21 protein-coding genes are annotated in these 24,467 nt (G+C 65.7%); 4 read left to right on the top strand and 17 right to left on the bottom strand.

What is annotated here, in order from left to right:
• Positions 1-45: 45 nt before the first annotated feature.
• The 8 genes from nirD to HKD46_RS00490 form a co-directional block, all read right to left on the bottom strand.
• A complete protein-coding gene (nirD, locus tag HKD46_RS00525) occupies positions 46-363 on the bottom strand; it encodes a nitrite reductase small subunit NirD (protein WP_171864739.1) in 318 nt (105 codons plus the stop codon).
• 106 nt (positions 364-469) lie between these two features.
• Positions 470-3,016 carry a nitrite reductase large subunit NirB gene (gene nirB / locus HKD46_RS00520; protein ID WP_171864738.1) on the bottom strand — a complete coding sequence of 849 codons (2,547 nt, stop codon included), beginning with the start codon at positions 3,014-3,016 and terminating at the stop codon, positions 470-472.
• Positions 3,017-3,312: 296 nt separating this feature from the next.
• Complete coding sequence (locus HKD46_RS00515; RefSeq protein ID WP_005355575.1) at positions 3,313-4,401, bottom strand: ABC transporter permease; 1,089 nt, start codon at positions 4,399-4,401, stop codon at positions 3,313-3,315.
• A gap of 3 nt (positions 4,402-4,404) precedes the next feature.
• On the bottom strand, positions 4,405-5,514 hold the full coding sequence (locus tag HKD46_RS00510; RefSeq protein ID WP_171864737.1) for an ABC transporter permease: 1,110 nt from the start codon (positions 5,512-5,514) through the stop codon (positions 4,405-4,407).
• A complete protein-coding gene (locus HKD46_RS00505) occupies positions 5,511-7,280 on the bottom strand; it encodes an ATP-binding cassette domain-containing protein (RefSeq protein ID WP_043153468.1) in 1,770 nt (589 codons plus the stop codon). The genes HKD46_RS00510 and HKD46_RS00505 overlap by 4 nt, the downstream gene beginning before the upstream one ends.
• On the bottom strand, positions 7,277-8,245 hold the full coding sequence (gene hlyD / locus HKD46_RS00500) for a secretion protein HlyD (protein ID WP_171864736.1): 969 nt from the start codon (positions 8,243-8,245) through the stop codon (positions 7,277-7,279). The genes HKD46_RS00505 and hlyD overlap by 4 nt, the downstream gene beginning before the upstream one ends.
• Positions 8,246-8,330: 85 nt before the next feature.
• Entirely contained in the window at positions 8,331-8,972 is a 642-nt protein-coding gene (locus tag HKD46_RS00495) for a TetR/AcrR family transcriptional regulator (protein ID WP_010676034.1), read from the bottom strand.
• A gap of 272 nt (positions 8,973-9,244) precedes the next feature.
• Complete coding sequence (locus HKD46_RS00490; RefSeq protein WP_042864766.1) at positions 9,245-10,165, bottom strand: LysR family transcriptional regulator; 921 nt, start codon at positions 10,163-10,165, stop codon at positions 9,245-9,247.
• 168 nt (positions 10,166-10,333) lie between these two features.
• Between HKD46_RS00490 and HKD46_RS00485 the strand changes: the two genes are divergently transcribed.
• Positions 10,334-11,758, top strand: a complete 1,425-nt coding sequence (locus HKD46_RS00485) for an MFS transporter (protein ID WP_171864735.1) — start codon at positions 10,334-10,336, stop codon at positions 11,756-11,758.
• An 88-nt stretch (positions 11,759-11,846) separates the two neighbouring features.
• Here HKD46_RS00485 and hslU read toward each other — a convergent pair whose 3' ends face one another.
• From hslU to argS, 4 genes are all read right to left on the bottom strand, one after another.
• Positions 11,847-13,175, bottom strand: a complete 1,329-nt coding sequence (hslU, locus tag HKD46_RS00480; RefSeq protein ID WP_010676031.1) for an HslU--HslV peptidase ATPase subunit — start codon at positions 13,173-13,175, stop codon at positions 11,847-11,849.
• A gap of 92 nt (positions 13,176-13,267) precedes the next feature.
• Positions 13,268-13,801 (bottom strand): ATP-dependent protease subunit HslV, encoded by a 534-nt coding sequence (gene hslV, locus HKD46_RS00475; protein WP_005306539.1) that lies wholly within the window; start codon positions 13,799-13,801, stop codon positions 13,268-13,270.
• Positions 13,802-13,987: 186 nt separating this feature from the next.
• Positions 13,988-14,836 carry an SPOR domain-containing protein gene (locus HKD46_RS00470; protein WP_052815344.1) on the bottom strand — a complete coding sequence of 283 codons (849 nt, stop codon included), beginning with the start codon at positions 14,834-14,836 and terminating at the stop codon, positions 13,988-13,990.
• Between the two features lie 3 nt (positions 14,837-14,839).
• Positions 14,840-16,585 (bottom strand): arginine--tRNA ligase, encoded by a 1,746-nt coding sequence (argS, locus tag HKD46_RS00465; protein WP_171864734.1) that lies wholly within the window; start codon positions 16,583-16,585, stop codon positions 14,840-14,842.
• Between the two features lie 314 nt (positions 16,586-16,899).
• On the opposite strand from argS, the gene HKD46_RS00460 reads away from it, so the two are divergent.
• From HKD46_RS00460 to HKD46_RS00450, 3 genes are all read left to right on the top strand, one after another.
• A complete protein-coding gene (locus HKD46_RS00460; protein ID WP_010676027.1) occupies positions 16,900-17,466 on the top strand; it encodes an LON peptidase substrate-binding domain-containing protein in 567 nt (188 codons plus the stop codon).
• A 124-nt stretch (positions 17,467-17,590) separates the two neighbouring features.
• Positions 17,591-18,160, top strand: a complete 570-nt coding sequence (locus HKD46_RS00455) for a sigma-70 family RNA polymerase sigma factor (protein ID WP_010676026.1) — start codon at positions 17,591-17,593, stop codon at positions 18,158-18,160.
• Entirely contained in the window at positions 18,153-18,818 is a 666-nt protein-coding gene (locus tag HKD46_RS00450) for a ChrR family anti-sigma-E factor (RefSeq protein ID WP_043153968.1), read from the top strand. Before HKD46_RS00455 ends, HKD46_RS00450 begins: the two co-directional genes overlap by 8 nt.
• 112 nt (positions 18,819-18,930) lie before the next feature.
• Here HKD46_RS00450 and bacA read toward each other — a convergent pair whose 3' ends face one another.
• The 5 genes from bacA to HKD46_RS00425 all read right to left on the bottom strand — a co-directional run bounded on the left by bacA (position 18,931) and on the right by HKD46_RS00425 (position 24,444).
• Positions 18,931-19,746: an undecaprenyl-diphosphate phosphatase gene (bacA, locus tag HKD46_RS00445; protein ID WP_010676024.1), complete on the bottom strand. Its 816-nt coding sequence runs from the start codon at positions 19,744-19,746 to the stop codon at positions 18,931-18,933.
• A 254-nt stretch (positions 19,747-20,000) separates the two neighbouring features.
• Positions 20,001-20,996, bottom strand: a complete 996-nt coding sequence (locus tag HKD46_RS00440) for an aldo/keto reductase (RefSeq protein ID WP_043153966.1) — start codon at positions 20,994-20,996, stop codon at positions 20,001-20,003.
• 149 nt (positions 20,997-21,145) lie between these two features.
• Positions 21,146-22,213: a galactose-1-epimerase gene (gene galM, locus HKD46_RS00435; protein WP_223933650.1), complete on the bottom strand. Its 1,068-nt coding sequence runs from the start codon at positions 22,211-22,213 to the stop codon at positions 21,146-21,148.
• A gap of 27 nt (positions 22,214-22,240) precedes the next feature.
• Positions 22,241-23,389 (bottom strand): galactokinase, encoded by a 1,149-nt coding sequence (galK, locus tag HKD46_RS00430; RefSeq protein ID WP_043153961.1) that lies wholly within the window; start codon positions 23,387-23,389, stop codon positions 22,241-22,243.
• On the bottom strand, positions 23,386-24,444 hold the full coding sequence (locus tag HKD46_RS00425) for a UDP-glucose--hexose-1-phosphate uridylyltransferase (RefSeq protein ID WP_043153959.1): 1,059 nt from the start codon (positions 24,442-24,444) through the stop codon (positions 23,386-23,388). Before HKD46_RS00425 ends, galK begins: the two co-directional genes overlap by 4 nt.
• Between the last annotated feature and the right edge of the window lie 23 nt (positions 24,445-24,467).

The raw sequence follows: 24,467 nt of genomic DNA, 5'->3' as shown, positions 1-24,467 counted from the left end.
TTGCTCCCTCCCCTGTGAAGGGGAGGGCCGGGGTGGGGTCTGGTGTTAGACGGCGACCCAGACCTGCTGGTCGCGCACTTCAACGGGGTAGCTCTGCACCGACATCTCAGGGTTGTCGAAACAGTGGCCGTCGCTCAGGCGAAAGCGCTGCTTCTTGAGCGGGCTGGCGACCCAGAGCTCGCCGTCGTGTTCGCAAATCAGGCCCCGCGACAGCACGTTGGCGGTGAAGAAGGGATCCCGGTTGTCGATGGCGAACACCTCGGCGGCCGCGCTCGGGCGGAACAGAGCGATCTGACGACCCTCGATCAGAGCGCAGACGCCGGTGCCCGGCAGGATGTCGTTGAGTTGGCAGGCGAATTTCATGATTGAACCTCCACATCGAGTGAAACAGGCATATTCTGGCGACCTTCAATGAGTGCACAGACGCCGGTGCCCGGCAGGATGTGGTTGAGTTGGCAGGCAAGTTTCATCATTTGGTCTCCACCTCGATCTGGTAGACGGGGATGCGCTCGGCCGGAGTGGCCGGTCGGTGCTGGTCGCGCTCGGCGACGAACTGAACGTCCGGGTCGCGCTTGTCGCTGTTGATGAAGTGGCTGAAACGCTTGAGCGCTTCCTCTTCGTTGAGGGTGCGCGACCATTCGCACTCGTAGCTGTCGATGAGGGTCTGGATATCGCGCTCTAGCGTCTCGGCCAGCCCCAGCTTGTCATCGACGATCACCTCGCGCAGATAGTCGACGCCCCCTTCCAGGTTGCCGAGCCAGACCGAGGTGCGCTGCAGTTTGTCGGCGCTGGTGACGTAAAACATCATAAAGCGGTCGATCAGCTTGATCAGGGTCTCGCGGTCGAGGTCAGACGCCAGCAGATCGGCGTGGCGCGGTTTCATGCCGCCGTTGCCGCCTACATAGAGGTTCCAGCCCGCGTCGGTGGCGATGATGCCGACATCCTTGCCCTGTGCTTCCGCACATTCACGGGTGCAGCCGGAGACGCCGAACTTCATCTTGTGGGGGGTACGAATGCCCTTGTAGCGGTTCTCGAGGAAGACCCCGAGGCCGACGCTGTCCTGCACGCCGAAGCGGCACCAGGTGCTGCCGACGCAGGTCTTGGCCATGCGCAGCGCCTTGGCGTAGGCCTGACCGGTCTCGAAGCCCGCTGCCAGCAGCTTGCGCCAGATGGCGGGCAGATCATCCTTCTGGGCCCCGAACAGGCCGATGCGCTGGGCGCCGGTGATCTTGGTGTAGAGCTTGTAGTCGCGGGCCACTTCGGCCACCGCCAGCAGCCCTTCCGGGGTCACCTCGCCACCGGCCATGCGCGGGATGACGGAGTAGGTCCCGTCCTTTTGCATGTTGCCGAGGAAGATGTCGTTGGTGTCCTGCAGAGGTGTGTTAAGCGGGCTCAACACGTAGTCGTTCCAGCAGGAGGCGAGGATGGAGCCGACCGTCGGTTTGCACACCTCGCAGCCATGGCCCTGGCCATGTTTGGCCAGCAGCTCGTCGAAGCTCTTGATCCCCTCCACCTTGACCAGGTGGAACAGCTCCTGACGGGAGTGGGGGAAGTGGGCGCAGAGGTGGTTGTTGACCTCGATGCCCTGTTTCACCAGTTCGGCGTTGAGCACCTGACTGATGAGCGGCACGCAGCCGCCGCAGCCGGTACCGGCCTTGGTCTGCTGCTTGATGGCGGCCAGGGTGGTGTGGCCCTCGGCCACCGCCTTGGCGATGTCACCCTTGGAGACGTCGAAGCAGGAGCAGATCTGGGCGCTCTCAGGCAGGGCATCCACCCCCAGGGTCGGTTTGGCCCCGGCGTAGGCGGGCAGGATCAGGGTGTCCGGGTGGCTCGGCAGCGGCAGGGCATTGAGCATCATCTGCAGCAGGTTGCCGTAATCTTCCACGTCACCCACCAGCACGGCGCCGAGCAATCGGCTGTTGTCCTCGCTCACCACGATCTTCTTGTAGACGCCGGCCTGATCGTCCTGAAACACATAGCTGTGGCTGCCCGGGGTGCGGCCGTGGGCATCACCGATGGAGCCGACGGAGACGCCGAGCAGCTTGAGCTTGGCGCTCATGTCTGCCCCCTCAAAACGGCTGTCGCCGCCGAGCAGATGGTCGACGGTGATCTGGGCCATCTTGTAGCCCGGTGCCACCAGCCCGAAGAAGCGGCCCTGCCAGGCGGCGCACTCGCCGATGGCATAGATGTCGGGGTCGGAGGTGAGGCAGTGATCGTCGATGACGATGCCGCCACGGTCGGCGATGGCGAGATCACCGTAACGGCCCAGGGTATCTTGCGGGCGAATGCCGGTGGAGAAGACCACCACATCCACTTCCAGCTGGCTGCCGTCGGCAAAGGCGAGGCGGTGTTTCGCCTGCTCGCCGCCATGCATCAGGATCTCGCTGGTGCTCTTGCTGGTGTGTACCTGCACGCCCATGGATTCAATCTTACGGCGCAACAGCTGGCCGCCCTGACCGTCGAGCTGCTCGGCCATCAGCACAGGAGCAAACTCCACCACGTGGGTTTCGAGACCCAGCGCCTTGAGGGCGCCGGCGGCTTCGAGGCCAAGCAGACCGCCCCCGATCACCACCCCGCTCTTGCCGCTCTTGGCGGCACTGCGGATGGCTTTCAGATCCTCGATGGTGCGATAGACGAAGCACTCGTGGTGCTGACTGCCCGCAATGGGCGGCACCCAGGGGTAGGAGCCGGTGGCCAGCACCAGCTTGTCGTACTCGACCACTGTGCCCTTGTTGGAATGCACTTCGCGGTTGGCCCTGTCGATTTTTTTCACCGCTTCGCCGAGCAGCAGGCGGATGCCGTGCTTGTCGTAGAAGCCGGGTTTGACGAGGGAGAGATCTTCGCTGGTGTGATGGGTGAAGTAGGAGGAGAGATGGACGCGATCGTAGGCGGGACGGGGTTCTGCACCGAAGACGGTGATCTCGTAGCGGCCCGGATCGGCCCGCTCGATCAGCTCTTCGATGAAGCGGTGCCCCACCATGCCGTTGCCCACAACGACCAGTCTGACTTTGCTCATAGTTGCCTCAAGTTTGGAGTAATAAAACATCATTCTGGGGCTAGGCTACCCAGTCGGCAGAGGTGGGCGATTGATGCAAATCAAGTGTCTATTTATATATCTCCTTAGGGGTAATTCGAGAAAATTCAGTACTATACAAAAATAGGTATACCAGTTAATGATTTCTGCGTTAGCTCGGGGTGAGGGATGGTGGAGGGTAAGCCCGGTTTACCAACTGCCGGGGAGTGAAAACTTATGTCGGAAAAAGGCCGGTCTCGCACTGGGCGAGACCGGCATCAGCTGATCAAGGCGGCACGTCAGGCGATATGGCGGCGGAACATGGCGAGCGCCAGCGACAGGGTGACGCCGGCGATGGCGAGCAGCGGCCAGAGCAGGGGCCAGGCGGCCGACCAGTCGAACCCCTTGAGGAAGACCCCCTTGAGCAGCACGATGAAGTGGGTGAGGGGGTCGATGGCTGCCAGCCACTGGAACACCTGCGGCATGTTCTCCACCGGCGAGATGTAGCCCGAGAGGATCACCGCCGGGACGGTGAAGGAGAAGACCCCGAGAAAGGCCTGCTGCTGGGTCGAGCAGAACGAGGAGATGAAGAGCCCGATCCCGGCCAGTGCCAGCCCGTAGCAGACCATGCCCGCCATCAGCAGGCTGAGGCTGCCGGCAAAGGGGAGGTGAAAGACAAAACGGGCGGCCAGCGCGACTATGCATCCTTGCCCCACCGCCACCATGATGCCGGGCACCGCCTTGCCCGCCATGATCCAGCCTGCGGTGAGGGGGGAAACCAGCAGCTGATCGAAGGTGCCCTCTTCCCGCTCCCGCGCGACCGAGAGGGCGGTGACGATAAGACACCCCGTGGTGGTGATGATGGCCACCAGGGCCGGCAGGATATGCCAGTGGAACTCGACGTTGGGGTTGTAGAGGTTGCGTACCGCCAGCTCGGGTTGGCCCTTGCCCTCACTTTGCCAGCGGGCGATCACCTGGCTGATGTAACCCGCCGCCACCTGACCGCCATTGGAGCGGCGCCCGTCGATGATCAGCTGCACCTTGGCCGGTTCGCCCCGCGCCAGCCGGCGCGAGAAATCCCCCGGAATAATCAGCCCGAGTAGCGCCTGCTGCCCGGTGATGGCCTCGGTCATGCCCGCCTCGCCCTGCACCGGAATGATGGTGGTGAAGGCGGGCATATGGGTGAGGCGCTCCAGCAGCTCGCGGCTCTGGGCGCCGCCATCCTGGTTGTAGATGGCCAGCGTGTTGCCGGTCACCTCCAGAGTGGCGGCGAACGGGAAGAGGGCGGTTTGCAGCAGCACCGGCATGATGAGCAGAAAGCGCCCCTGGGTATTGCCCATCAGGGCCTGCAGCTCTTTTCGGATCAGCCACCAGAGTCGGATCAGCATGGGTTACTCCAGAGTGCGCCGCGTCTTGCGGGCGGTCAGGGCCAGCCAGAAACCGGCCAGCAGCAGCAGACAGAAACCGTTGACCAGCAGGATCGAGAAGACGCTGCCCGCCTGATAGAGGGTCTGCAGGGAGCTCGCGAAGTAGCGGGCCGGAATGAGGTGAGTGATGGCCCGCAGCAGTGGCGGCATGCTGGCGATCTCGAACACGAAGCCCGACAGCATCACCGCGGGCAGAAAGGCGGCGATCAGCGCCGCCTGTGCGGCATTGAACTGGCTGCGCATCACGGTGGAGAGGAACAGCCCGAGCCCGAGGGCGCTGCCGAGAAAGACGCTGGTGACCAGAAAGAGCAGCAGCAGGGAGCCGCGCCAGGGCACGCCCATCACCGCCACTGAGAAGAGCAGGCAGAGCAGCATGGCAATGATGCCAAGGCCATAGTAGGGCAGTAGCTTGGAGAGCAGCAGCTCCCCCTTGGTGACCGGGGTGGCGAGCAGCGCCTCCATGGTGCCGCGCTCCCACTCCCGCGCCACCACCAGCGAGGTGAGCAGGGCCCCAATGATGGTCATTACCACCGCAATGGAGCCCGGCACCAGAAAGTTGCGGCTCACCAGCGCCGGGTTGAACCAGGCGCTGCTCTCTATCGACACGGGCATGGCGACCCCTTCGCCCGCGAGCCACCCCTGCCAGATCCCCTGCACATAGTTGGTGACGAAGTTGGCGGTGTTGGGCTCGGAGCCGTCGGTCAGCAGCAGCGCCTGTGGCGTGCCATTACCCTGACCGGCCAGCGCGCGGGAGAAGCCGTCGTCGATTACCAGCAGGCCGCGGATCTCGCCACGGGCCAGAGTGGCGAGCAGGGACTCCTTGCTCGGGCCGCTGTGGATCTCCAGCGCGGTAGAGCCGCGCAGGGCCTGCTCCAGCCGCACCGCCGGGGCGCCGCTGTCGGTGCGCCAGATGCCGAGGCGCAGATGGTCCACATCCAGATTGATGGCGTAACCCATTACCACCAGCAGTACCACCGGCATGATGAAGGCGATGAGGATGCTGCTCGGGTCACGGACGATTTGCAGCGTCTCCTTGCGGCAGAGGGCCAGCAGTCGCCGACGGTTGATGCTCATGCTTCCTCCTCGCTGGCCCGCTCGACCAGGGTGATAAAGGCCTCTTCCATTGTTGGCAAAGAACAGGTCGGCAAGGAGCCGGTTGGCAAAGAGGTCGCCGCCTCTTTGGCGGCCAGCCCCTTGAGATCGTCCGGGGTGCCGAGGGCCAGCAGCTTGCCGCGATAGATGAGGGCAATGCGGTCGCAATACTCCGCCTCATCCATAAAGTGGGTGGTGACCAGCACGGTGACGCCGTGGTCGGCCAGCGCGTTGATGTGCGACCAGAACTCGCGCCGGGTCACCGGATCGACCCCGGAGGTGGGCTCGTCGAGGAACAGCAGCGGCGGCTCGTGCAGCAGGGCGCAGGCCAGCGATAAGCGCTGGCGCAGGCCGAGCGGCAGGGATTCCGCCTTCTGATCGAGCCAGGGGGCGAGGGCAAAGGCAGTCACCATGGCATCGATCCGCGTCTGCTGGTGGCGGCCGAACAAGCCGTAGATACCGGCGAAGAAGGAGAGGTTCTGGGCCACGGTGAGCTGCTTGTAGAGGGAGAACTTCTGCGCCATGTAGCCGAGGCGCTGGCGCGCTGCCGAGGGGCTGTGGGCCAGATCGATGCCGGTCACCAGCGCCTGCCCCTCGCTCGGGCGCAGCAGGCCGCACTCCATCTTGAAGGTGGTGGACTTGCCCGCCCCGTTGGGGCCGAGCAGGCCGAAGATCTCGCCGCGGCGCACCGCAAAGCTGACATCATCGGTGGCGGCAAAATCGCCGAAGCGCTTGGTGAGGTGGCGCGCCTCGATCACCGCCTCGGGGGAGACCCCCTGCGGCAGTTCCGCTTCCCGCATCCCCGCCGCCAGACTCGACTCCCCGCCGGGGCCGCCGCCGAGCAGGTCGATAAAGGCATCCTCCAGCCGGGGCTGGGCCGGTTGAAAGGCGCCGTTGGCAAGATGCAGCTCCGCCAGCGGCGGGGGCGTCATGCCCGGGTGCAGCAGCAGGCGAACCCGCTCCCCCGCCACCGCGCCATCCATCACCGCCGGGTGAGCCAGTGCCCGGCGCAGCAGGGCGCGCCGCTCGCGGCCATCCAGTTGCCCCGCCTCCAGCAGCCAGCAGCGGCTGGCCATGGCTCCCATCAGATCGGCCGGGGTGCCGCTGGTGCGCACCTCGCCATCCGCCATCAGCAGCACGTGGTCGCACAGCTCCGCCTCATCGAGATAGGCGGTACTCCAGAGCACCGTCATCCCCCCTTTTGCCAGCTCGCGCACCATCTGCCAGAGGGCGCGGCGGGAGATGGGATCGACTCCGACCCCCGGTTCGTCGAGCAGCAGCACATCCGGGGTGCCGAGCAGGGCGCAGGCCAGCCCGAGTTTCTGCTTCATCCCGCCAGAGAGCTTGCCCGCCGGCCTTGCGGTGAAGCGGGCGAGATCGGTGAAAGCGAGCAGCCGCGCGAAGGTGGGCGTGCGTTCGGGCTCCAGTACGCCGCGCAAGTCAGCGTAGAGGGTGAGGTTCTCCAGCACGCTGAGATCCTCGTAGAGGCCGAACTGCTGGGGCATGTAGCCGAGGCGCTGGCGCAGCAGATCCCCCTCGCTCACCGGATCCAGCCCCAGCACCCGGATGGTGCCCGCTTCGGGGATCAGCAGACCGGCCAGCAGGCGCAGCAAAGTGCTCTTGCCCGCGCCATCGGGGCCAACCAGCCCGGTGATGCCACCGGTCGGAATGGTGGCCGAGATGGCGTTGAGGGCGACCCGCTCGCCAAAGCGTTTGGTGAGTCCCTCAAGGGAGATGGCGCAGCTCATGGCGCCAGCCTGACGGTGACCGGCATCCCCTGGCGCAGGGCCGGGTCGGGGTCCTGCACCACGATGCGCAGCCGGTAGACGAGGTGAGTGCGCAGGTCCGGCGTCTCCACCGATTTCGGGGTGAACTCGGCGGTGGGCGAGACAAATCCCACCACCCCGTGATAGGGCTTGTCCGGCCGCGAGTCGGTGGTGAGGGTGACTTTGGCGCCGCTCGGGAAGTGGCCGAGCCAGGGCTCCTCCACATAGGCGCGCACCCAGACCGGCGCGGTCAGGGAGAGGTTGAAGGCGGTCGCTCCACTCTGGACCATGCTGCCGTTCTCGATGGCGCGACTGATGATGATGCCATCGCTGGGGGCGGTCAGGCTGGCATCCGCCAGCGCCAGTTCGGCACTGGCGAGCGCCGCTTTGGCCCCTTCCAGCTGGGCATCGGACTGGGCAATCTCTTCCGGGCGGTAGCCGGTTTCGAGCTGGGCGAGCTGCTCGCGGGCGGAGCGCACCTGCGCCTGGGTCTGATCCCGCTGGGAGCGGGCGGTATCGAGCTGACCGCGGGAGATGGCGCCGGTGGCGGCCAATGCGCTCTGGCGGCGCCACTGCTGGTCGGCCTCCAGCGCAGCGGCGTCTGCGGCGGCCAGTGCGGCCCGGGCGCGGTCGGTCTCTTCGCTGCGATAGCCTTTGTGGATCAGGGCGTTGGCGGCAGTGAGTGCAGCCAGATTGGCGCGGGCGCTGTCGCGGCTGTGGGTGAGGGGAGCCGGATCGAGGCGGGCCAGCAGTTGACCGGCTTTTACCCTATCCCCCTCATCGACCAGCACCTGATCGACGCGGCCGCCGACCCGAAAGGCCAGATTGACGTCGCGAATATCGACGTTGCCGTAGAGGATGGATCCGTCGGCCGGGCGCCCCTGCCACCAGAGGTAGCCACCGATAACAGTTAGCAGCAGGGCCACGATTGCAATGGGTTGTTTCATGCTGCTTCTCCTTGAGGATGGCTCTGCAGCCAGAGGTCACCACCGAGAACGGCCAGCAGCAGAGCTAGCATCGCGATGGGTTGTTTCATGCCGTTTCTCCTTCTTTCATGTCGGTGGGGCGCAGGCCGCGCAGGGCCCATACCAGCCGTTGTCTGGCGGCCTCGGGGTTGTCTATCTGGCTGAGAAAGGGGGCGGCCTGTTCGGGCAGCCAGCCGAGCTGGCGACCGCTGCCGGCGATCACCAGCGGCAGGCCGACCGACCCCATGATGAAGATCATCAGCTGGAGCGGGTGACCGGCGACCAGCGACCCTTCCGCCTGAGCCATCCGTACCTGTTCGATCAGCAGCAGGGGATGGCGGCGCGGCAGGCTGAGCAGAAAGCGCTGGGCCGCCCCTTCCCCCGCCAGCGCATCGCCAAACAGGTGGTTGATGAAGCCGCGCTGGCGCGCCACCAGCCCGATCAGCGCCTCCATGGTGGCCTCGAACATGGCGATGGCAGAGGGGTAGGAGCCTTTGGCTGCCACCGCCTTGAGCTCGTCATAGAGGGGGGCGTACCAGAGCTCGACCAACTCGTCGATAAAGGCGTCGCGGTTGCCGAAGTGATAGACGAAGGAGCCGAGGTTCACCTCGGCCGCCGCCGCCAGCTCGCGCACCGTCAGGCCGCGCAGCCCCTTCTCGGTGGCGATGGCGAGGCCGGTATCGAGCAGTTTCTGACGGGTGGGGTGCATCTGGCTGGTGCTCCTGGTGTATGCATTTTGTACGCAATTATACGACCGTATAAAAAATGCGGAAGCGGGCGACAGGATCTTTTTGCTCGCAATGTGATCCGCCCCGCTCTGAGGGGCCGTGATCCCCGTCCGGCAGGGGGAAGGATCCATCGCTTGTGCCCAAGCCACGGGCATGTCGGTGTGACGGGGTGGTGAAAGGCGCTTCTGGTCCCGGGTGCGGGTGCCCGGGCCACAAGAGGCTGGTGATGGAGCCGGGAGCTGCCTGACCCGGATCAGGGGGTGTCGGTGGTCCCGGTGTGATAGGGGGGCCGGGCGCAGGTGTCCCGTATCAGGGCGCGCAGCCAGCGGTGGCCCGGATCGGCATCCTGACTGGGGTGCCAGAGCAGGGCGACCCGGATCCCTGGCAGAGCGAAGGGCAGGGGCAGGGTGACCAGATCGCCGAGCAGGCTGGCGCAGTGCAGGTGCGGCACCGTCGCCACCAGATTGCTCTCCCTGACCAGGGCCAGCGCCGTCGCAAACCCGGGAACCAGGGTGGTGATGGTGCGCCGCCTCCCCTGGCCTGCGAGGATCTCGTCGATGGGGCTGTGAGGCTGGCCCCGGCGGGAGACCAGCACGTGGCGCGCGGCGGCATAGCGCGCCACGGTCAGGGTGCCGTCGCAGAGGGGGTGGTCCGGGTGCACCACGGCGACGAAGTGGTCCTGGAACAGGGCCTGGGTGCGCAGCTCAGGGGCCGTGGTGGCGCCGATCACCCCGGTCTCGAAGTCCAGCTCGCCACGGCGCAGGGGGCCGCTCTCCTTGTCGGGTTTGGCCAGAAAGTGGAGCCGCACCCCGGGGGCCTCGACGGCAAGGCGCGCCAGCAGGGCGGGGCCCACCGCCTCCACGAAGCCGTCGCTGGATCTCAGGCGGAAGGTGCGCTCCAGGCTCGCCGGGTCTACTTCCTGCTGGGGGCGCAGCACGGCCCGGGTCTCCTGAACCAGGCGGGCAACCTCATCCCGCAGGATCTGCGCCCGGGGGGTGGGGATCAGGCCGCGTCCCGCCCGCACCAGCAGCGGATCCCCCGTGGTCTCCCGCAGCCTTGCCAGGGCCCGGCTCATGGCGGAAGCACTCAGGCCTAGCCGTCTGGCGGCGCCCGCCACACTGCCCTCTTCCAGCAGGGCATCCAGGGTGATCAGCAGGTTGAAATCCGGGGTCATGGTCGTCTCCTCGCAGGCGGCGCCTGACGGGCCGACCCCTTCATGATACCCGAGTTGCCGTCTCTTCATATGGCGTCTGATGCAACTATAAGCTGCAATCCGTGCGTCTTCCGCCTTGTCATCTCCCCCGCTAGCCTGAGTGCATCATCACTTGCCGGAGAGACTGCCATGTCCACACCACTTCTTGTTTCCCCTCCTGTGACGCGCCGTCTTGGCCTCGCGGGGCTCGGGCTCGCCACCCTGCTGCCCATGCTGGCGGGCAGTATGGCCAACCTGGTGCTGCCTGCCCTGGGGCAGGACTTCGGCGTGCCCTTCGCCAGCCTGCAATGGGTGCTGGTGGCCTACCTGCTTGGGATCACCAGTCTGACGGTGGTGGCGGGCCGGCTCGGGGATCGTCTGGGGCGGCGTCGCCTGCTGCTCTGGGGGACCGGGGTCTTTGCGCTGGCTTCCCTGCTGTGCGCCCTGGCCCCTTCCATCGGCTGGCTCATTGCCGCTCGCACCCTGCAAGGGGCGGGTGCGGCCTGCATGCTGGTGCTCTCGCTGGCCATGGCAGGAGAGCTGGTGCCGCCAGCCCGACGGGGCTGGAGCATGGGATTGCTTGGCACCCTGTCGGCCTGCGGCACGGCGCTCGGCCCCTCCTTTGGCGGCCTGTTGATCGGCGGATTTGGCTGGCAGGCTCCCTTCCTGCTGCTGCTCCCCCTGACGTTGCTTGCGCTGGGGTGTGCCTGGCGGGATCTGCCCCGGGATGAGGCGGGCTCTGCCGAGGGAGGTCTCCCGCTCACCAGTCTGTTGCTGCTGGTGACGGCGCTGCTCTGCTACGGGCTGGCACTGACCCGGGGCAGCCCGCTCGGGGTCTGGCCGGGGATAGGGGCGCTCGTCGCCATGGCGCTCTTCGTACGTGCCGACTCGGGCGCCCGTCGCCCCTTGCTGCCCCTGGCGCTGCTGGGGGCGTCCAGGCGAAGAGGCGGGATCATCGCCAGTGCGCTGGTGGCCAGCGTCATGGTGGCGACGCTGCTGATCGGTCCTTTCTACCTGCACGGCGCCTTTGCCCTCGACATGGGGACGGTGGGGCTGATGATCTCCATGGGCCCCCTGCTGGCGGCGCTGTCCGGCATGCCCGCCGGCTGGCTGGTGGACAGGGTGGGGGCGAACCCTGTGGTGCGCCTCGGCCTGGGACTCATGGTGGTGGCCGCCGTCTTGCTGGCCTTGCTGGACAGGGCGCTCGGGCCCCTCGGCTACCTGCTGCCCATCCTGCTGCTCACCGCCGGTTATGCCCTGTTCCAGACCGCCAACAACAGCGCCGTGGTGGGGGAGGCGGAGGGGGCGAGCCGTGGCGCCGTGGCCGGGCTGCTGACCCTGTCGCGCAACCTGGGCCAGCTGACGGGGGCGGCGGGGCTGGGGGGCCTGTTCGCCGCCCTGGTAGGGCGGCCCGATCTCCCCCTCGCGACGGCGGACGAGCTGGCGTTTGCCACCCGGGTCACCTTCGCCCTGACGGCCTTGCTGCTGATGAGTGCGCTCTGGTTGGCGGGAAGGGAGGAGCGTGCCGTGCAGGGTGATGTGGCCCGGGACGGCTGCGAGTCGGGAGAACGCTGAAAACGAAGACGCCTCCACAGGGGAGGCGTCTTGCTATGGGATTGAGCAGGATAGTAAACCGCTCAGCTCCTCGTTATCGATCAACCGGTTACAGAATGAAGCGGCTCAGATCCTCGTCTTCAATCAGCTTGCCGAGGTGGGCGTTGACGTAGTCGGTGTTGATGACGAAGGTCTCGCCGGATTTCTCGGAGGCGTCGTAGGAGATGTCTTCCATCAGCCGCTCCATCACGGTGTGCAGACGACGGGCACCGATGTTCTCGGTGCGCTCGTTGACCTGCCAGGCCGCTTCGGCCAGACGGCGGATGCCATCCTGGGTGAACTCGATGTTGACCCCTTCGGTGGCCATCAGCGCCTTGTACTGATCAGTCAGGGAGGCGTTCGGCTCGGTCAGGATGCGCTCGAAGTCTTCGGTGGTCAGGGCGGTCAGCTCGACCCGGATCGGCAGACGGCCCTGCAGCTCGGGGATGAGGTCAGACGGCTTGGCGATCTGGAAGGCGCCGGAGGCGACAAACAGGATGTGATCGGTCTTGACCATGCCGTGCTTGGTGTTGACGGTGCAGCCCTCGACCAGCGGCAGCAGGTCGCGCTGAACCCCTTCACGGGAAACGTCCGGGCCCGAGCTCTCGCCGCGCTTGCAGATCTTGTCGATCTCGTCGAGGAAGACGATGCCATTGTTTTCGACGGAGGCGATGGCCTTCTGCTTCAGCTCTTCCGGGTTGACCAGGCGGGCCGCTTCCTCTTCGATCAGCGCCTTCATGGCCTCCTTGACCTTGATCTTGCGCTTCTTCTTCTGGTTCTGGCCCAGGTTCTGGAACAGCCCCTGCAGCTGGTTGGCCATCTCTTCCATGCCCGGCGGGGTCATGATTTCGACACCCATGGGGGAGGCGGCCAGATCCAGCTCGATCTCCTTGTCATCCAGCTGACCTTCCCGCAGTTTCTTGCGGAAGATCTGGCGGGTGTTGGAGTTGTCGGCTTTCTCTTCCTCGCCCCAGCTGTTGCGCGGGTTGGGCAGCAGGGCGTCGAGGATGCGCTCTTCGGCGGCTTCCTCGGCGCGGTATTTCATCTTCTCCATCTCGGTCTCGCGCACCAGCTTGATGGCGACATCGGTCAGATCGCGGATGATGCTGTCCACTTCCTTGCCCACATAGCCCACTTCGGTGAACTTGGTCGCTTCCACCTTGATGAAGGGGGCGTTGGCCAGCTTGGCCAGGCGACGGGCGATCTCGGTCTTGCCGACGCCGGTCGGGCCGATCATCAGAATGTTCTTCGGGGTCACCTCGTGGCGCATCTCCTCGGAGAGCTGCATCCGGCGCCAGCGGTTGCGCAGGGCGACGGCGACCGCGCGCTTGGCGTCGGCCTGACCAATGATGTGTCTGTCCAGCTCGTGGACGATTTCTCTCGGGGTCATCTCGGACATGATGGCGTTCCTGTATCCGGGGCGGGCAGGGCCCACCCCTTGGAAAATGGGGTTTGGCTGGCGGCCTTATTTGGCGGCCCTATTGCGCCGACTTATTTAGCTGAATAATCCAGCACTTCGATGGTGTGGTTGCCGTTGGTGAACACACAGATGTCGCCCGCAATCTTGAGGGACTTCTCGACAATGCTCTTGGCGTCGAGCTCGGTGTTCTCCAGCAGGGCGATGGCGGCGGACTGGGCAAAGTTGCCGCCGCTGCCGATGGCGATGAGATCGTGCTCCGGCTGCACCACGTCACCGTTGCCGGTGATGATGAAGGATTTGTGCTCGTCGGCGACGGCCAGCAGCGCCTCGAGGCGGCGCAGGGCGCGATCGGTGCGCCAGTCCTTGGCCAGCGCCACGGCGGCGCGCTCCAGGTTGCCCTGATGGGCCTGCAGTTTGGCTTCGAAGCGCTCGAGCAGGGTGAAGGCGTCGGCGGTGCCGCCGGCGAAACCAGCCAGTACCTTGCCGTTGTAGAGGCGATGAACCTTGCGGGCGTTGCCCTTCATGACGGTGTTGCCAAGAGAAACCTGGCCATCGCCACCGATGACGACCTGACCGTTGCGGCGAACTGAAACTATGGTAGTCACTTTACTTACCTCGCTTGAGCCGAATGACGGCCTGACTGTGCATGGAGGAAAAGATGGGGATGGCAAAACGGCTTTTCAAGCCTGTGTCGAGCACGGATCGCGGGGGAGGGATCGGGTGGGCGCGGGATGGCGCCAAAAGAAACAGGGCCGGGTGTTGCCACCCGGCCCTGTGCATGGACGCGGCGATCACCCCTTCTTGGGGATGCAGCCGCTGATGCCCGAGCCCTGCAGCTTGCGGTTGGCCGCATCGGCCGCCGCCTTGCCGTTGAAGGGGCCCACCATCACCTTGTAGACGGCGCCACCGGCCCCGTTCACCACCTGCAGACTGGAGGAGAGCCCGGCGGTGAAGGCGATACGCGCCTTGAGGGATTCCGCGGAATCCTGGGAGCGCAGGGCGGCACACTGCATCATGTAGCGACCGCCGTCGGCGGCTGCGGTCTGTGCAGTCTGGGTCGCCGCCTTGGCCCTGGCGGCCTCGGCACGCTCCCGCTCCAGTTCGGCGCGGATCTCCCGCTCCATCCGCTCACGCTCGGCCTTCTGGTCGATCACCTGCTCCCGGGCGCTGGCGACCGGGGCACCGGTGGCCGGCTTGGCCGGTTGCACCGGTTGCGGCTGATAGGGCTTCACCTGACCGATGGGGGTTCCCGGCTGGGGAATGTCGGTCGCGACCGGCTTGGGCAGTGCCTCCGGTTGCAGGGTCATGGTCTCGGCGGGCGGGGGCGGCAGCACGCCCGGCTGGGGCGGCGGCTCTATGATGTCCACCTGCTTGTTCTCCAGCCGCTCGATGTAGCTCCACTTCTCCTGGGGCAGGGTATTGCCCTGTGCCTTGGGTTTGTTGGCCTTCACCTGCTCTTCGATGGTGGGGGCATCGGCGCCCTTGCCGTTGATGAGGTAGAGGAAGGCGCCGAAACCGACGACCAGGGCCCCGGCCAGCAGTGCCGGGATAACAGGAAAGCGGCGAGGGGCCGCTTTCTTGATGTTACGGCCACCCGCCCGTCGTCTCGGGCTGTTGCCGACGTAATCCCGGGTCGCCATCTATTACATGCGCTCCAGGGTGTGGATGCCCAGCACGCCCAGGCCCAGCTTGAGCACCTTGGCGGTGGCGGCGCACAGCAGCAGACGGCTCTGGCGGGTCGCCTCGTCCACGCCGTCCTTGTTGATCGGGCAGGCTTCGTAGAAGGTCATGAAGTTGCCGGAGAGCTCGTACAGATAGGTACAGAGCAGGTGCGGCATCCCCTTGTCCGCCACGCCGTTGACCGCGTCGGAGAACTGGATCAGCTTCTGGGCCAGGGTCTCTTCGGCGTCTTCGCTCAGGACCACCTTGCCGCTCAGGGTGTCGGCATCGACGCCGGCCTTGCGGAAGATGGACTGGATACGGGTGTAGGCGTATTGCAGGTAGGGGGCGGTGTTGCCTTCAAACGACAGCATCAGATCCCAGTCGAAGATGTAGTCGGTGGTGCGGTTCTTGGAGAGATCCGCATACTTGACCGCGCCCATGGCGATGGCGTGCACCACCTGGGCCTTCTCTTCGGCAGAGAGGTCGCTGTTGCGGCTCTCCAGCAGGGCGCTGGCGCGCTCTTCCGCTTCATTCAGCAGGTCAACCAGCTTGACGGTGCCGCCGGAGCGGGTCTTGTAGGGACGGCCGTCCTTGCCCAGCATCATGCCGAAGGCGTGGTGCTCGAGGGGCACGGACTCCGGCACATAGCCCGCCTTGCGGGTGATGGTCCAGGCCTGCATCAGGTGCTGGTGCTGACGGGAGTCGATGAAGTACATGACCCGGTCGGCGCCCAGGCTCTCGTAACGGTATTTGGCGCAGGCGATGTCGGTGGTGGTGTAGAGGAAACCGCCGTCGCTCTTCTGGATGATGACGCCCATGGGCTCGCCATCCTTGTTCTTGAACTCGTCCAGGAAGACAACGGTGGCGCCTTCGCTCTCGACCGCCAGCCCCTTGGCTTTCAGGTCGGCCACGATCTGCGGCAGCATGTCGTTGTACATGGACTCGCCCATGATGTCCTTGTTGGACAGGGAGATGTTCAGACGGTCGTAGTTGCGCTGGTTCTGCTCCATGGTCATGTCGACCAGCTTCTTCCACATGGTGCGGCAGTACTCATCGCCACCTTGCAGTTTCACCACGTAGTTGCGGGCGCGCTCGGCGAAGGCTTCGTCTTCGTCATAGTGACGCTTGGCCTGGGTGTAGAAGGCTTCCAGGTCCTTGAGCTCCATGTCGGAGGCGTGCTCGTTGGCCATCTTCTCCAGATAGGCGATCAGCATGCCGAACTGGGTGCCCCAGTCGCCGATGTGGTTGGCACGCACCACCTTGTGGCCCAGGAATTCGAGGGCGCGGGCGGCCACGTCACCGAGCACGGTGGAGCGGATGTGGTGCACCGCCATCTCCTTGGCCACGTTGGGGGCGGAGTAGTCCACCACCACGGTCTGCGGCGCCGGCAGCTTCACGTTGGCGTTGTCGGAGGTCACCATGGCTTCCACCTGACCGGCCAGCCAGCTCGGGTCGAAGAAGAAGTTGATGAAGCCGGGGCCGGCGATCTCGACCTTGGCGATCAGATCGGAGGCAGGCAGGTGCTCGATGATGGCAGCGGCCAGCTCGCGGGGATTCTTGCGGGACGGTTTGGCCAGCAGCATGGCCAGGTTGGTGGCCAGGTCGCCGTGAGCCTTCTCCTTGCATCGGTCTACTTGCACCCGGGCTTCCAGGTCGGCGGGCAGGACGCCTGCGGACTTGAGATTGGCTACCGTTTGTTCAAGTAGATGATGAATATGCTCTTTCATAACTGACCACCGAGGTTGCGCGTCGAAAAGTGACTGACTGGATAAGGGCGTGAATTTTACCCGCATCGGGCCGAGAAAACTATAGGAACGGCCCGCACCCGTAGGTGTGGCGGATATTTCACTGCGTTTTCCACCACATTGCAGGATATTGATTTGGGTAAGTGGTGGTTATCCATTTCTACTGCATAACGAAACGGCTTGTCCAGGCTATTTTCCCCTGATTATGACAGGGTTATTTATACCTATTCGATCTGAATGATCCCGCTTCCCGTGGCGGTCGTATCCTTTGAGGACGCCGTTGGAGGATGATTCCCATGACACTGGTACTGTTTCCACTCTCCGCTCACCTGCTGCCGGGCGGCATCATGCCGCTGCGCATCTTCGAGCCCAGATACCAGCGCATGATCGCCGAGTCCCGGGAGCGGGAGTTCGCGCTCTGCATGCTGGACCCCCGCCAGCCCGACGCGCTGCGCAACATGTACCCCATCGCCACCCGGGTGCGCATCATTGATTTCGATCTGCTGCCCGATGGTTTGCTCGGCATCACGGTACTCGGGGTGGAGCGGGTGCGCATCACGGATCTCTGGCAGGAAGAGGACGGTCTGCGGGTCGGCGAGGTGGAGCCCCTGCCCCCCTGGCAGAGCGGCAGGCTCCAGGCGGATCAGCACTCCCTGGCCAAGGCGTTGCAGGACGTGTTCAACGACTATCCGGAGTACGCGGCCCTCTATCCGGAGCCGGACTGGGAGGATGCGAGCTGGGTCGCCCAGCGCTGGCTGGAGGTGCTGCCCATCCCGGTGGAACAAAAGCAGTGGCTGGTGGCGGCCAAGGACAACCAGCCCACCCTCTCCCTGCTGAGCGGTCTGCTGGTCGCGAGCCATTGAATTCCCCTTCCCGGTGATCCTTTTTCCTCGCTCACCGTATTGGGGGTGAACACCACACGCGAGGGATGGCGCAATGGCATATACTGGCCAACCACAATCGGCTCCACGCAGGACATCGCCCCCCATGGACAACCCAGACGGCGACCTCACATCTTTGCTGGTCCGGGTGGCCGAGCGTGCCGACAAGGCTGCCTTCGCCACCCTGTTCCACCACTTCGCGCCGCGCATCCGCAGCTACGGGCTGCGCCACCTCGGCAGCGAGGCCAACGCCATGGAACTGGTGCAGGAGACCATGCTGCTGGTCTGGCAGAAGGCACGGCTCTATCACCCCGACAAGGGCGCCGCCACCACCTGGATCTACACAGTGATGCGCAACCAGAGCTTTGACATGCTGCGCCGCCGCCGCGCCAGCAAGGAGGAGCTCTGCGCCGAGGAGATCTGGCCGCTGCTGGAATTCCGGGCCGAAGAGGAGCACCTGAGCGGCGGTGAAGACGCGGTGCTGACCCGCCAGATGGCCCACTATGTCGCCACGCTGCCGGAGCCGCAGCAGCAGGTGGTGCGCGGCATCTACCTGCAGGAGCTCTCCCAGCAGGAGCTGGCCGACCGGCTCGGCGTGCCCCTTGGCACCATCAAGTCCCGGCTGCGGCTGGCACTACAGAAACTGAAGGAACAAGTGGAGCAAGGCCATGATTAAGACCCATCCGACTGAACCCATGCTGCGCGCCTTCGCTGCCGACGAGCTGCCTCTGCCGCTGGCCGTCGGTGTCTCCGCCCATTGCGAGTTCTGCCCCGAGTGCGCCGCCCGGGTGAAGCAATTTGAAGAGGCGCTGGCGTGCCAGCATCTCGCCCCTGACGCGCCGGACGAGGCGCTGCCCGCCGGATTCGATGCCATGCTGGCGGGCATACTGCAACAGCCGGTGGCGACGGAGGCGGCGCTCGCCCTTCCCGAGAGCCCGAGGCCAGAGCTCAGGGTGGCGGGTCACAGTTACCGGCTGCCGCGGGCATTGGCACGGCATCATGCCCCCAGGTGGCGTCATCTCGGGGCCATCCGCCAGGTCAGCCTGCCCCTGGACGAGATGGGGGCGCGGGCCAACCTGCTCCATATCGAAGCGGGGGGGCGGATCCCCGAGCACACCCACAAGGGATATGAGCTGACCCTGCTGCTGGCGGGCACCATCGAGGATGGCGACACCCGCTATCAGGCGGGGGATTTCATCTGGCGCGACGCCAGCCACGCCCACAGCCCCCGAACCCCGGACGGCTGCCTCTGCTACACGGTGCAAGATGCCCCCGTGCAGTTCACCAAGGGGCTGTCACGGCTGCTCAACGGCATCAGCCAGCACCTCTATTGAGTTGGGATCACGGCTGCTCGGCGATAGCGGGCTGCCGCGCGACTGAGGCGGTATCATGGCATGAAAAAAGGGACCCTCGGGTCCCTTTTGTGTTGCTTGGGGGCGCAGCCCATCAGGCCACGAAGACCAGGTAGACGACGAAGGCCAGCAGGAAGCGGTAGATGGCGAACGGGATGAAGTCGAGACGACGGATCAGCGCCAGGAAGGTCTTGATGGCGACCATGGCCACCACGAAGGCGGTGACGAAGCCCACCGCAAACATGGGGAAGTCCGCCATGGAGAGGAAGTCGCGGCTCTTGTAGAGATCCAGGCCGCTGGCCGCGATCATCATGGGTACCGCCATGATGAAGGAGAATTCCGCTGCCGCGTGGCGGCTGATGCCCATCAGCATGCCGCCGCTGATGGTGGCGCCGGAGCGGGAGAAACCGGGCCAGAGTGCCAGGCACTGGAACAGGCCGATGCCGAAGGCCTGCTTGTAGCTGATGTCGTCCAGGGTCTCCGCGGTCACGGCGGGGCGGAACTTTTCGGCGATGATGAGCAGGATGCCACCGGCCACCAGGGCATACATCACGGTTTCCGGCCCGAACAGATTGGCCTTGATCCAGCTGTGGATAGCCAGCCCGACGACCACGGCAGGCAGCATGCCGAGGATGACGTGCACCAGGGAGAGGGTCGCGTGGCCCGGGGTCGGTTTCTGACCGAAGTGAATGCCGATGAGTCCGAACAGGCGGCGCCAGAACATGACGACCACTGCCAGGATGGAGCCGAGCTGGATCACCACCTCGAAGGTGGCGGCCTTGGGTCCTTCAAACCCGAGGAGGTGGCCGACGATGATCATGTGGCCGGTGGAGGAGACGGGGAGGAACTCGGTCAGGCCTTCCACTATGCCCAGCACAAAGGCGACGAACAGGGCGTAGGATTCGGTCATGGTGCAGATCTCTTGGTTATGGGGTCTGGATAAAATCAACCCCGAACGGGTCGGGGCGGCCAATGATGGCGGAAAATCGCGCGGGCAACCAGTGAATATTGGGGATTTCAGCGCCCTGTTCCGGCCGGGAAAGGGCGCTGGCGGACCATGCAGGGCGCGGCTTGCCGCATGCTGTCAGAAGCCATGACGGCCCCGTCACGTTCTGACAGGTCAGTCACGCCAGTTGACCTCTGTTTTATGATCTCTTTGTGCTGTCAGGCCAGTATGGACAGGATTTTCTGTTGAAGATCATCGTCCAGGGGGGGCTGCCCCAGGGCGTCGACGGCGCTCGTTATCTGTTGGGGATGGCTGGCGCCGATCAGGGCGCAGCTCACCACGGGGTCGCGCAGCACCCATTGCAGTGCGAGTTGCGACAGGGACTGACCCCGTTGCAGGGCCAGTGCATGCAGGGCGCGGACGGTGGCGAGCTTCTCCTCGGTGATCTGGTCCGCCGTGAGGAAGGGGCTGGCACTGGCGGCGCGGGAATCCGCGGGAATGCCCGACAGGTAGCGATCGCTCAGCAGCCCCCCGGCCAGGGGCGAGAAGGCGACCACCCCCATGCCGTGCTCCCGGCAGGTCGGCAGGGTGTCGGGCTCAACATCGCGCTGGAACAGGGAGTATTTGAGCTGGTTGACCAGGCAGGGGGTGCCGAGCTCCGCCAGCCGGGCGGCAGCCTTGGCCGCGAGCGGGGCCGGGTAGTTGGAGAGGCCGATGTAGAGCGCCTTGCCCTGGCGCACCATCAGGGCCAGGGCCTGGCAGGTCTCCTCGAGCGGGGTGCGGGGATCCGGCCTGTGGTGATAGAAGATGTCCACGTAGTCGAGGCCCAGACGGCGCAGGCTCTGGTGCAGGCTGGCGAAGAGGTACTTGGCACTGCCGCCATCGCCGTAGGGGCCGTCCCACATCACGTAGCCCGCCTTGCTGGCGATGATGAGCTCGTCCCGATAGGGAGCCAGGCTCCTCTTTAGCAGCGTGCCGAAGGTCAGTTCGGCAGATCCCGGCGGCGGCCCGTAGTTGTTGGCGAGATCGAAGTGGGTGATCCCCAGATCGAACGCCTGGTGCACCATGGCCTTCGCGGTGGCGGGATCGCTCCCGGCGCCGAAGTTGTGCCAAAGGCCCAGACCGATGCCGGGCAGGCGCAGGCCGTGGCGGCCCGCCGCTCGGTAGGGCTGGCGCTGGTAGCGGTCGGGGGCGGCGAGGTAGTTGTCATCCATCACGGTGCTGTTCCTTGGGCTGGTGTGCAATGAGGAGCGACGGGCCCTGCGGCGGGCCTCACCCCGGCTGATTCGGCGGTGCCATCGGGGCCGGGGCCGCCATGACGTGGTGGCGCGCCCGGGCCCCTTCGTCTGCCCGAGCGGGGCTGTCAGGGGGCAGGAATAAAGCGATAACGGGTCTGGTGGCGATAACGCTGCCCCGGCAGCAACCAGGGATCGCCGAGGGCGGGCCGGTTCGGGCTGTCGGGCAATTGCTGGGCCTCCAGGCAGAAGCCGTCGTAATCCCGGTAGGGTCGGCCCTGACGATCCGGTGTGCCGGTCAGCCAGTTGCCGCTGTAGAACTGCAGGGAGGGCTGATTGGTGTAGACCGCCATGGTCAGCTTGCCATCCCCCGAGATCACCCGGGCGGCCCATGGCTGATTGGATCCACCAAACGGCTCATCAGCAGGCTCAAAATCGCTGTTGTTGAGCAGAAATGCGTGATCGTACCCCTTGGCCAACTGCTGCTGGGGGTGGTCCAGCCACGCCTGGCCGATGGGGCGGGGGGCGCGCAGATCGAAGGGGCCTTCCACCGGGGCGATGGCCAGCGGCAGGCTCTGGTCATCCGTGGGCAGGTAGCGGTCGGCGTCGAGGCTGATGGTGTGGTGGCGGATGTCGCCACCGCCATCCAGGTTGAAGTAGGCGTGGCTGGTGAGGCTGACCGGACTAGGGGCGTCCGTGCTGGCGCAGAAGTCGACCACCAGATCGCACTGCTCCAGCCGATACTCCAGGCTCACCCTCAGATTGCCGGGAAAGCCCTGATCCCCCGCCCGGGAGAGGAGCGCCAGCTTGACCCTGTCCGCCTCCTGCTCCTTGATCTGCCAGGTGCGGCGATGGAACCCGTCGCGCCCGCCGTGCAGGCAGTTGGCCCCCTGGTTGGCGTCCAGCGTCCAGCACTGGCCTTCCCGCTCAAGGCGGGCGCCGCCGATGCGGTTGGCAAAGCGCCCCGCCACGGCCCCCAGCCATACCTGCTGGGTGAGGTAGGCCTCGTCGGCGCAGCCCAGCAGCACCTCCCGCCGCTCTCCCGCCACCGGCAGGGTGAGGGAGGTGAGGGTGGCCCCGTATGTGAGACCGCGCAGCCGCAGTCCCTCCTCGTTTTCCAGCTCGAATCTCATCATGGTTTGCGGTTCCCCGTCGTGATCCCGTCGCCCCCTGCCGGCGTCGCGAGTGCCGGGCAGGGGGCGTCACCCGTTGTCAGGCGTGCGTTACAGTCTGCCGGCCCCTGCACTGGCACGGCAGACGTAGCAGTCCGCCTTGAGGCCGAAACGGGCCGGGTATTCCGCCTCCACCACGGCGATCACCTCGGCCACCTTCTCGGGGCGCAGCAGGGCGACCACGCAGCCACCAAAACCGCCGCCGGTCATGCGCACACCGCCTTCGCTGCCGAGCCGGGCCTTGATGATCTCCACCAGGCCGTCGATGGGGGGCACGGTGATCTCGAAGTCATCGCGCATGGCGGCGTGGGACTGGCCCATCAGCTCGCCGAGGCGCACCAGATCGCCCTGTGCCAGCGCATCGGCCGCCGCCAGAGTGCGGGCGTTCTCGCCGACCACGTGGCGGGCACGGCGATAGCAGGCCTCGTCCAGACCGGCCTTGCCCGCTTCCAGCGTGGCCAGATCCAGGTCGCGCAGGGCCTTGACCCCGTAGTGACGGGCGGCGGTTTCGCACTGCTGGCGACGGGTGTTGTATTCGCTGTCCACCAGGCCGCGGCGCACGTTGGAGTTGACGATGAGCACCGCCAGATCGGTGGGCATGGGGATGAGCCGGGTCTCCAGGGAACGGCAATCGAGCAGCAGGGCGTGATCCTGCTTGCCGCTCGCGGAGATCATCTGATCCATGATGCCGCAGTTGCAGCCGACGAACTGGTTCTCCGCCTGCTGGCCGTTGAGGGCGATTTCCGCCTGGCTGATGGCCAGCCCCTGGGCCTCCTTGAAGGCCTGGCCGATGGCCACCTCCAGGGAAGCGGAGGAGGAGAGACCCGTCCCCTGGGGCACGTTGCCGGAGACCACCAGATTGAGGCCGCGCAGGGCGTGGCCCCGTGCCTGCAGGTGTTTCACCACGCCGCGGATGTAGTCGCTCCAGCGCTGGCTGGGGTGGTGCTCGATGGGTTGATCGAGACTGAACCGGTCGCGCTGGTTGTCGTAGTCAGCGGCGATCACTTCGACCAGGTTGTCGCCGCGCAGGCCGATGGCGACGCAGGTCTCGTAGTCGATGGCGCAGGGCAGCACGAAGCCATCGTTGTAGTCGGTGTGCTCGCCGATGAGGTTGACGCGGCCTGGAGCCCGTACCAGCAGGTCGGGTTGTTGCTCAAACTGCTCGGCAAACACGGCGCTGACGCGCTGGCTAGGGGTCATAGGGCCTCCTCGTTGGCCTGGTTCTGGTCGTTGTAGTGGATGGGACTGAGGGCGCGCAGCCGTTCCGCCGCCTGTTCCGGGGTGAGATCGCGCTGGGTTTCGGCCAGCATCTCGAAGCCCACCATGAATTTGCGCACCGTGGCGGAGCGCAGCAGGGGCGGATAGAAGTGGGCGTGCAGTTGCCACGCCTCGGGGCAGTCGGAACGGGGCGGGGCGAAGTGCCAGCCCATGGAGTAGGGGAAGCTGCACTGGAACAGGTTGTCGTAGCGGCTGGTGAGCTCCTTGAGCGCGATGGCCAGGTCCTGTTGCTGTTCCCGGGTGAGATCCAGCATGGAGGGGACATGGGCCTTGGGCAGCAGCAGGGTCTCGAACGGCCAGGCCGCCCAGAAGGGCACCACCGCCAGCCAGTGGGCCGTCTCCACCACGATGCGGGAGCGATCCGCCAGCTCCCGCTCCACATAGTCCAGCAGCAGGGGGCGGCCGTGTTCGGTCAGCCAAGCGCGCTGGTGCGCCTCTTCCCGGGCAATCTCGTTGGGCAGGAAGTCGCTGCCCCAGAGCTGGCCGTGAGGGTGCGGGTTGGAGCAGCCCATGACGGCGCCCTTGTTTTCAAAGACTTGGACCCATTCCCACTGTTCAGAGAGCTCGGCCACCTGGTCCATCCAGGTGGTGATCACCCCTTCAATGGCGGGCAGGGGCAGCTCGGGCAGGGTCTTGCCGTGATCCGGCGAGAAGCAGATGACCCGGCTGGTGCCCCGGGCGGCTTCCAGCTTCAGCAGGGGATCCGGCGCCGCGTCGGCGGCCGGGGTGTCCTGCATCAGGGCGGCGAAGTCGTTGGTAAAGACGAAGGTGCCCTGATAGTCGGGGTTGATATCGCCGGTCACCCGGGTGTTGCCCGCACAGAGGAAGCAGTCGGGATCATGGGCCTGGCTCGGCGCCAGGCTCACCTTCTCGACCTGGCCTTGCCAGGGGCGCTTGGCCCTGTGAGGGGAGACCAGCACGTACTGGCCGGTGAGCGGGTTGAAGCGGCGGTGGGGGTGATCAACGGGGTTGAACATCATCACTCCAGTCTGTGAGTTGA

Origin of the sequence: Aeromonas sp. TW 6, assembly GCF_013168745.1 — a bacterium.
GTDB lineage: Bacteria > Pseudomonadota > Gammaproteobacteria > Enterobacterales > Aeromonadaceae > Aeromonas > Aeromonas caviae.
This window is presented reverse-complemented; position numbering and strand designations above follow the sequence as displayed.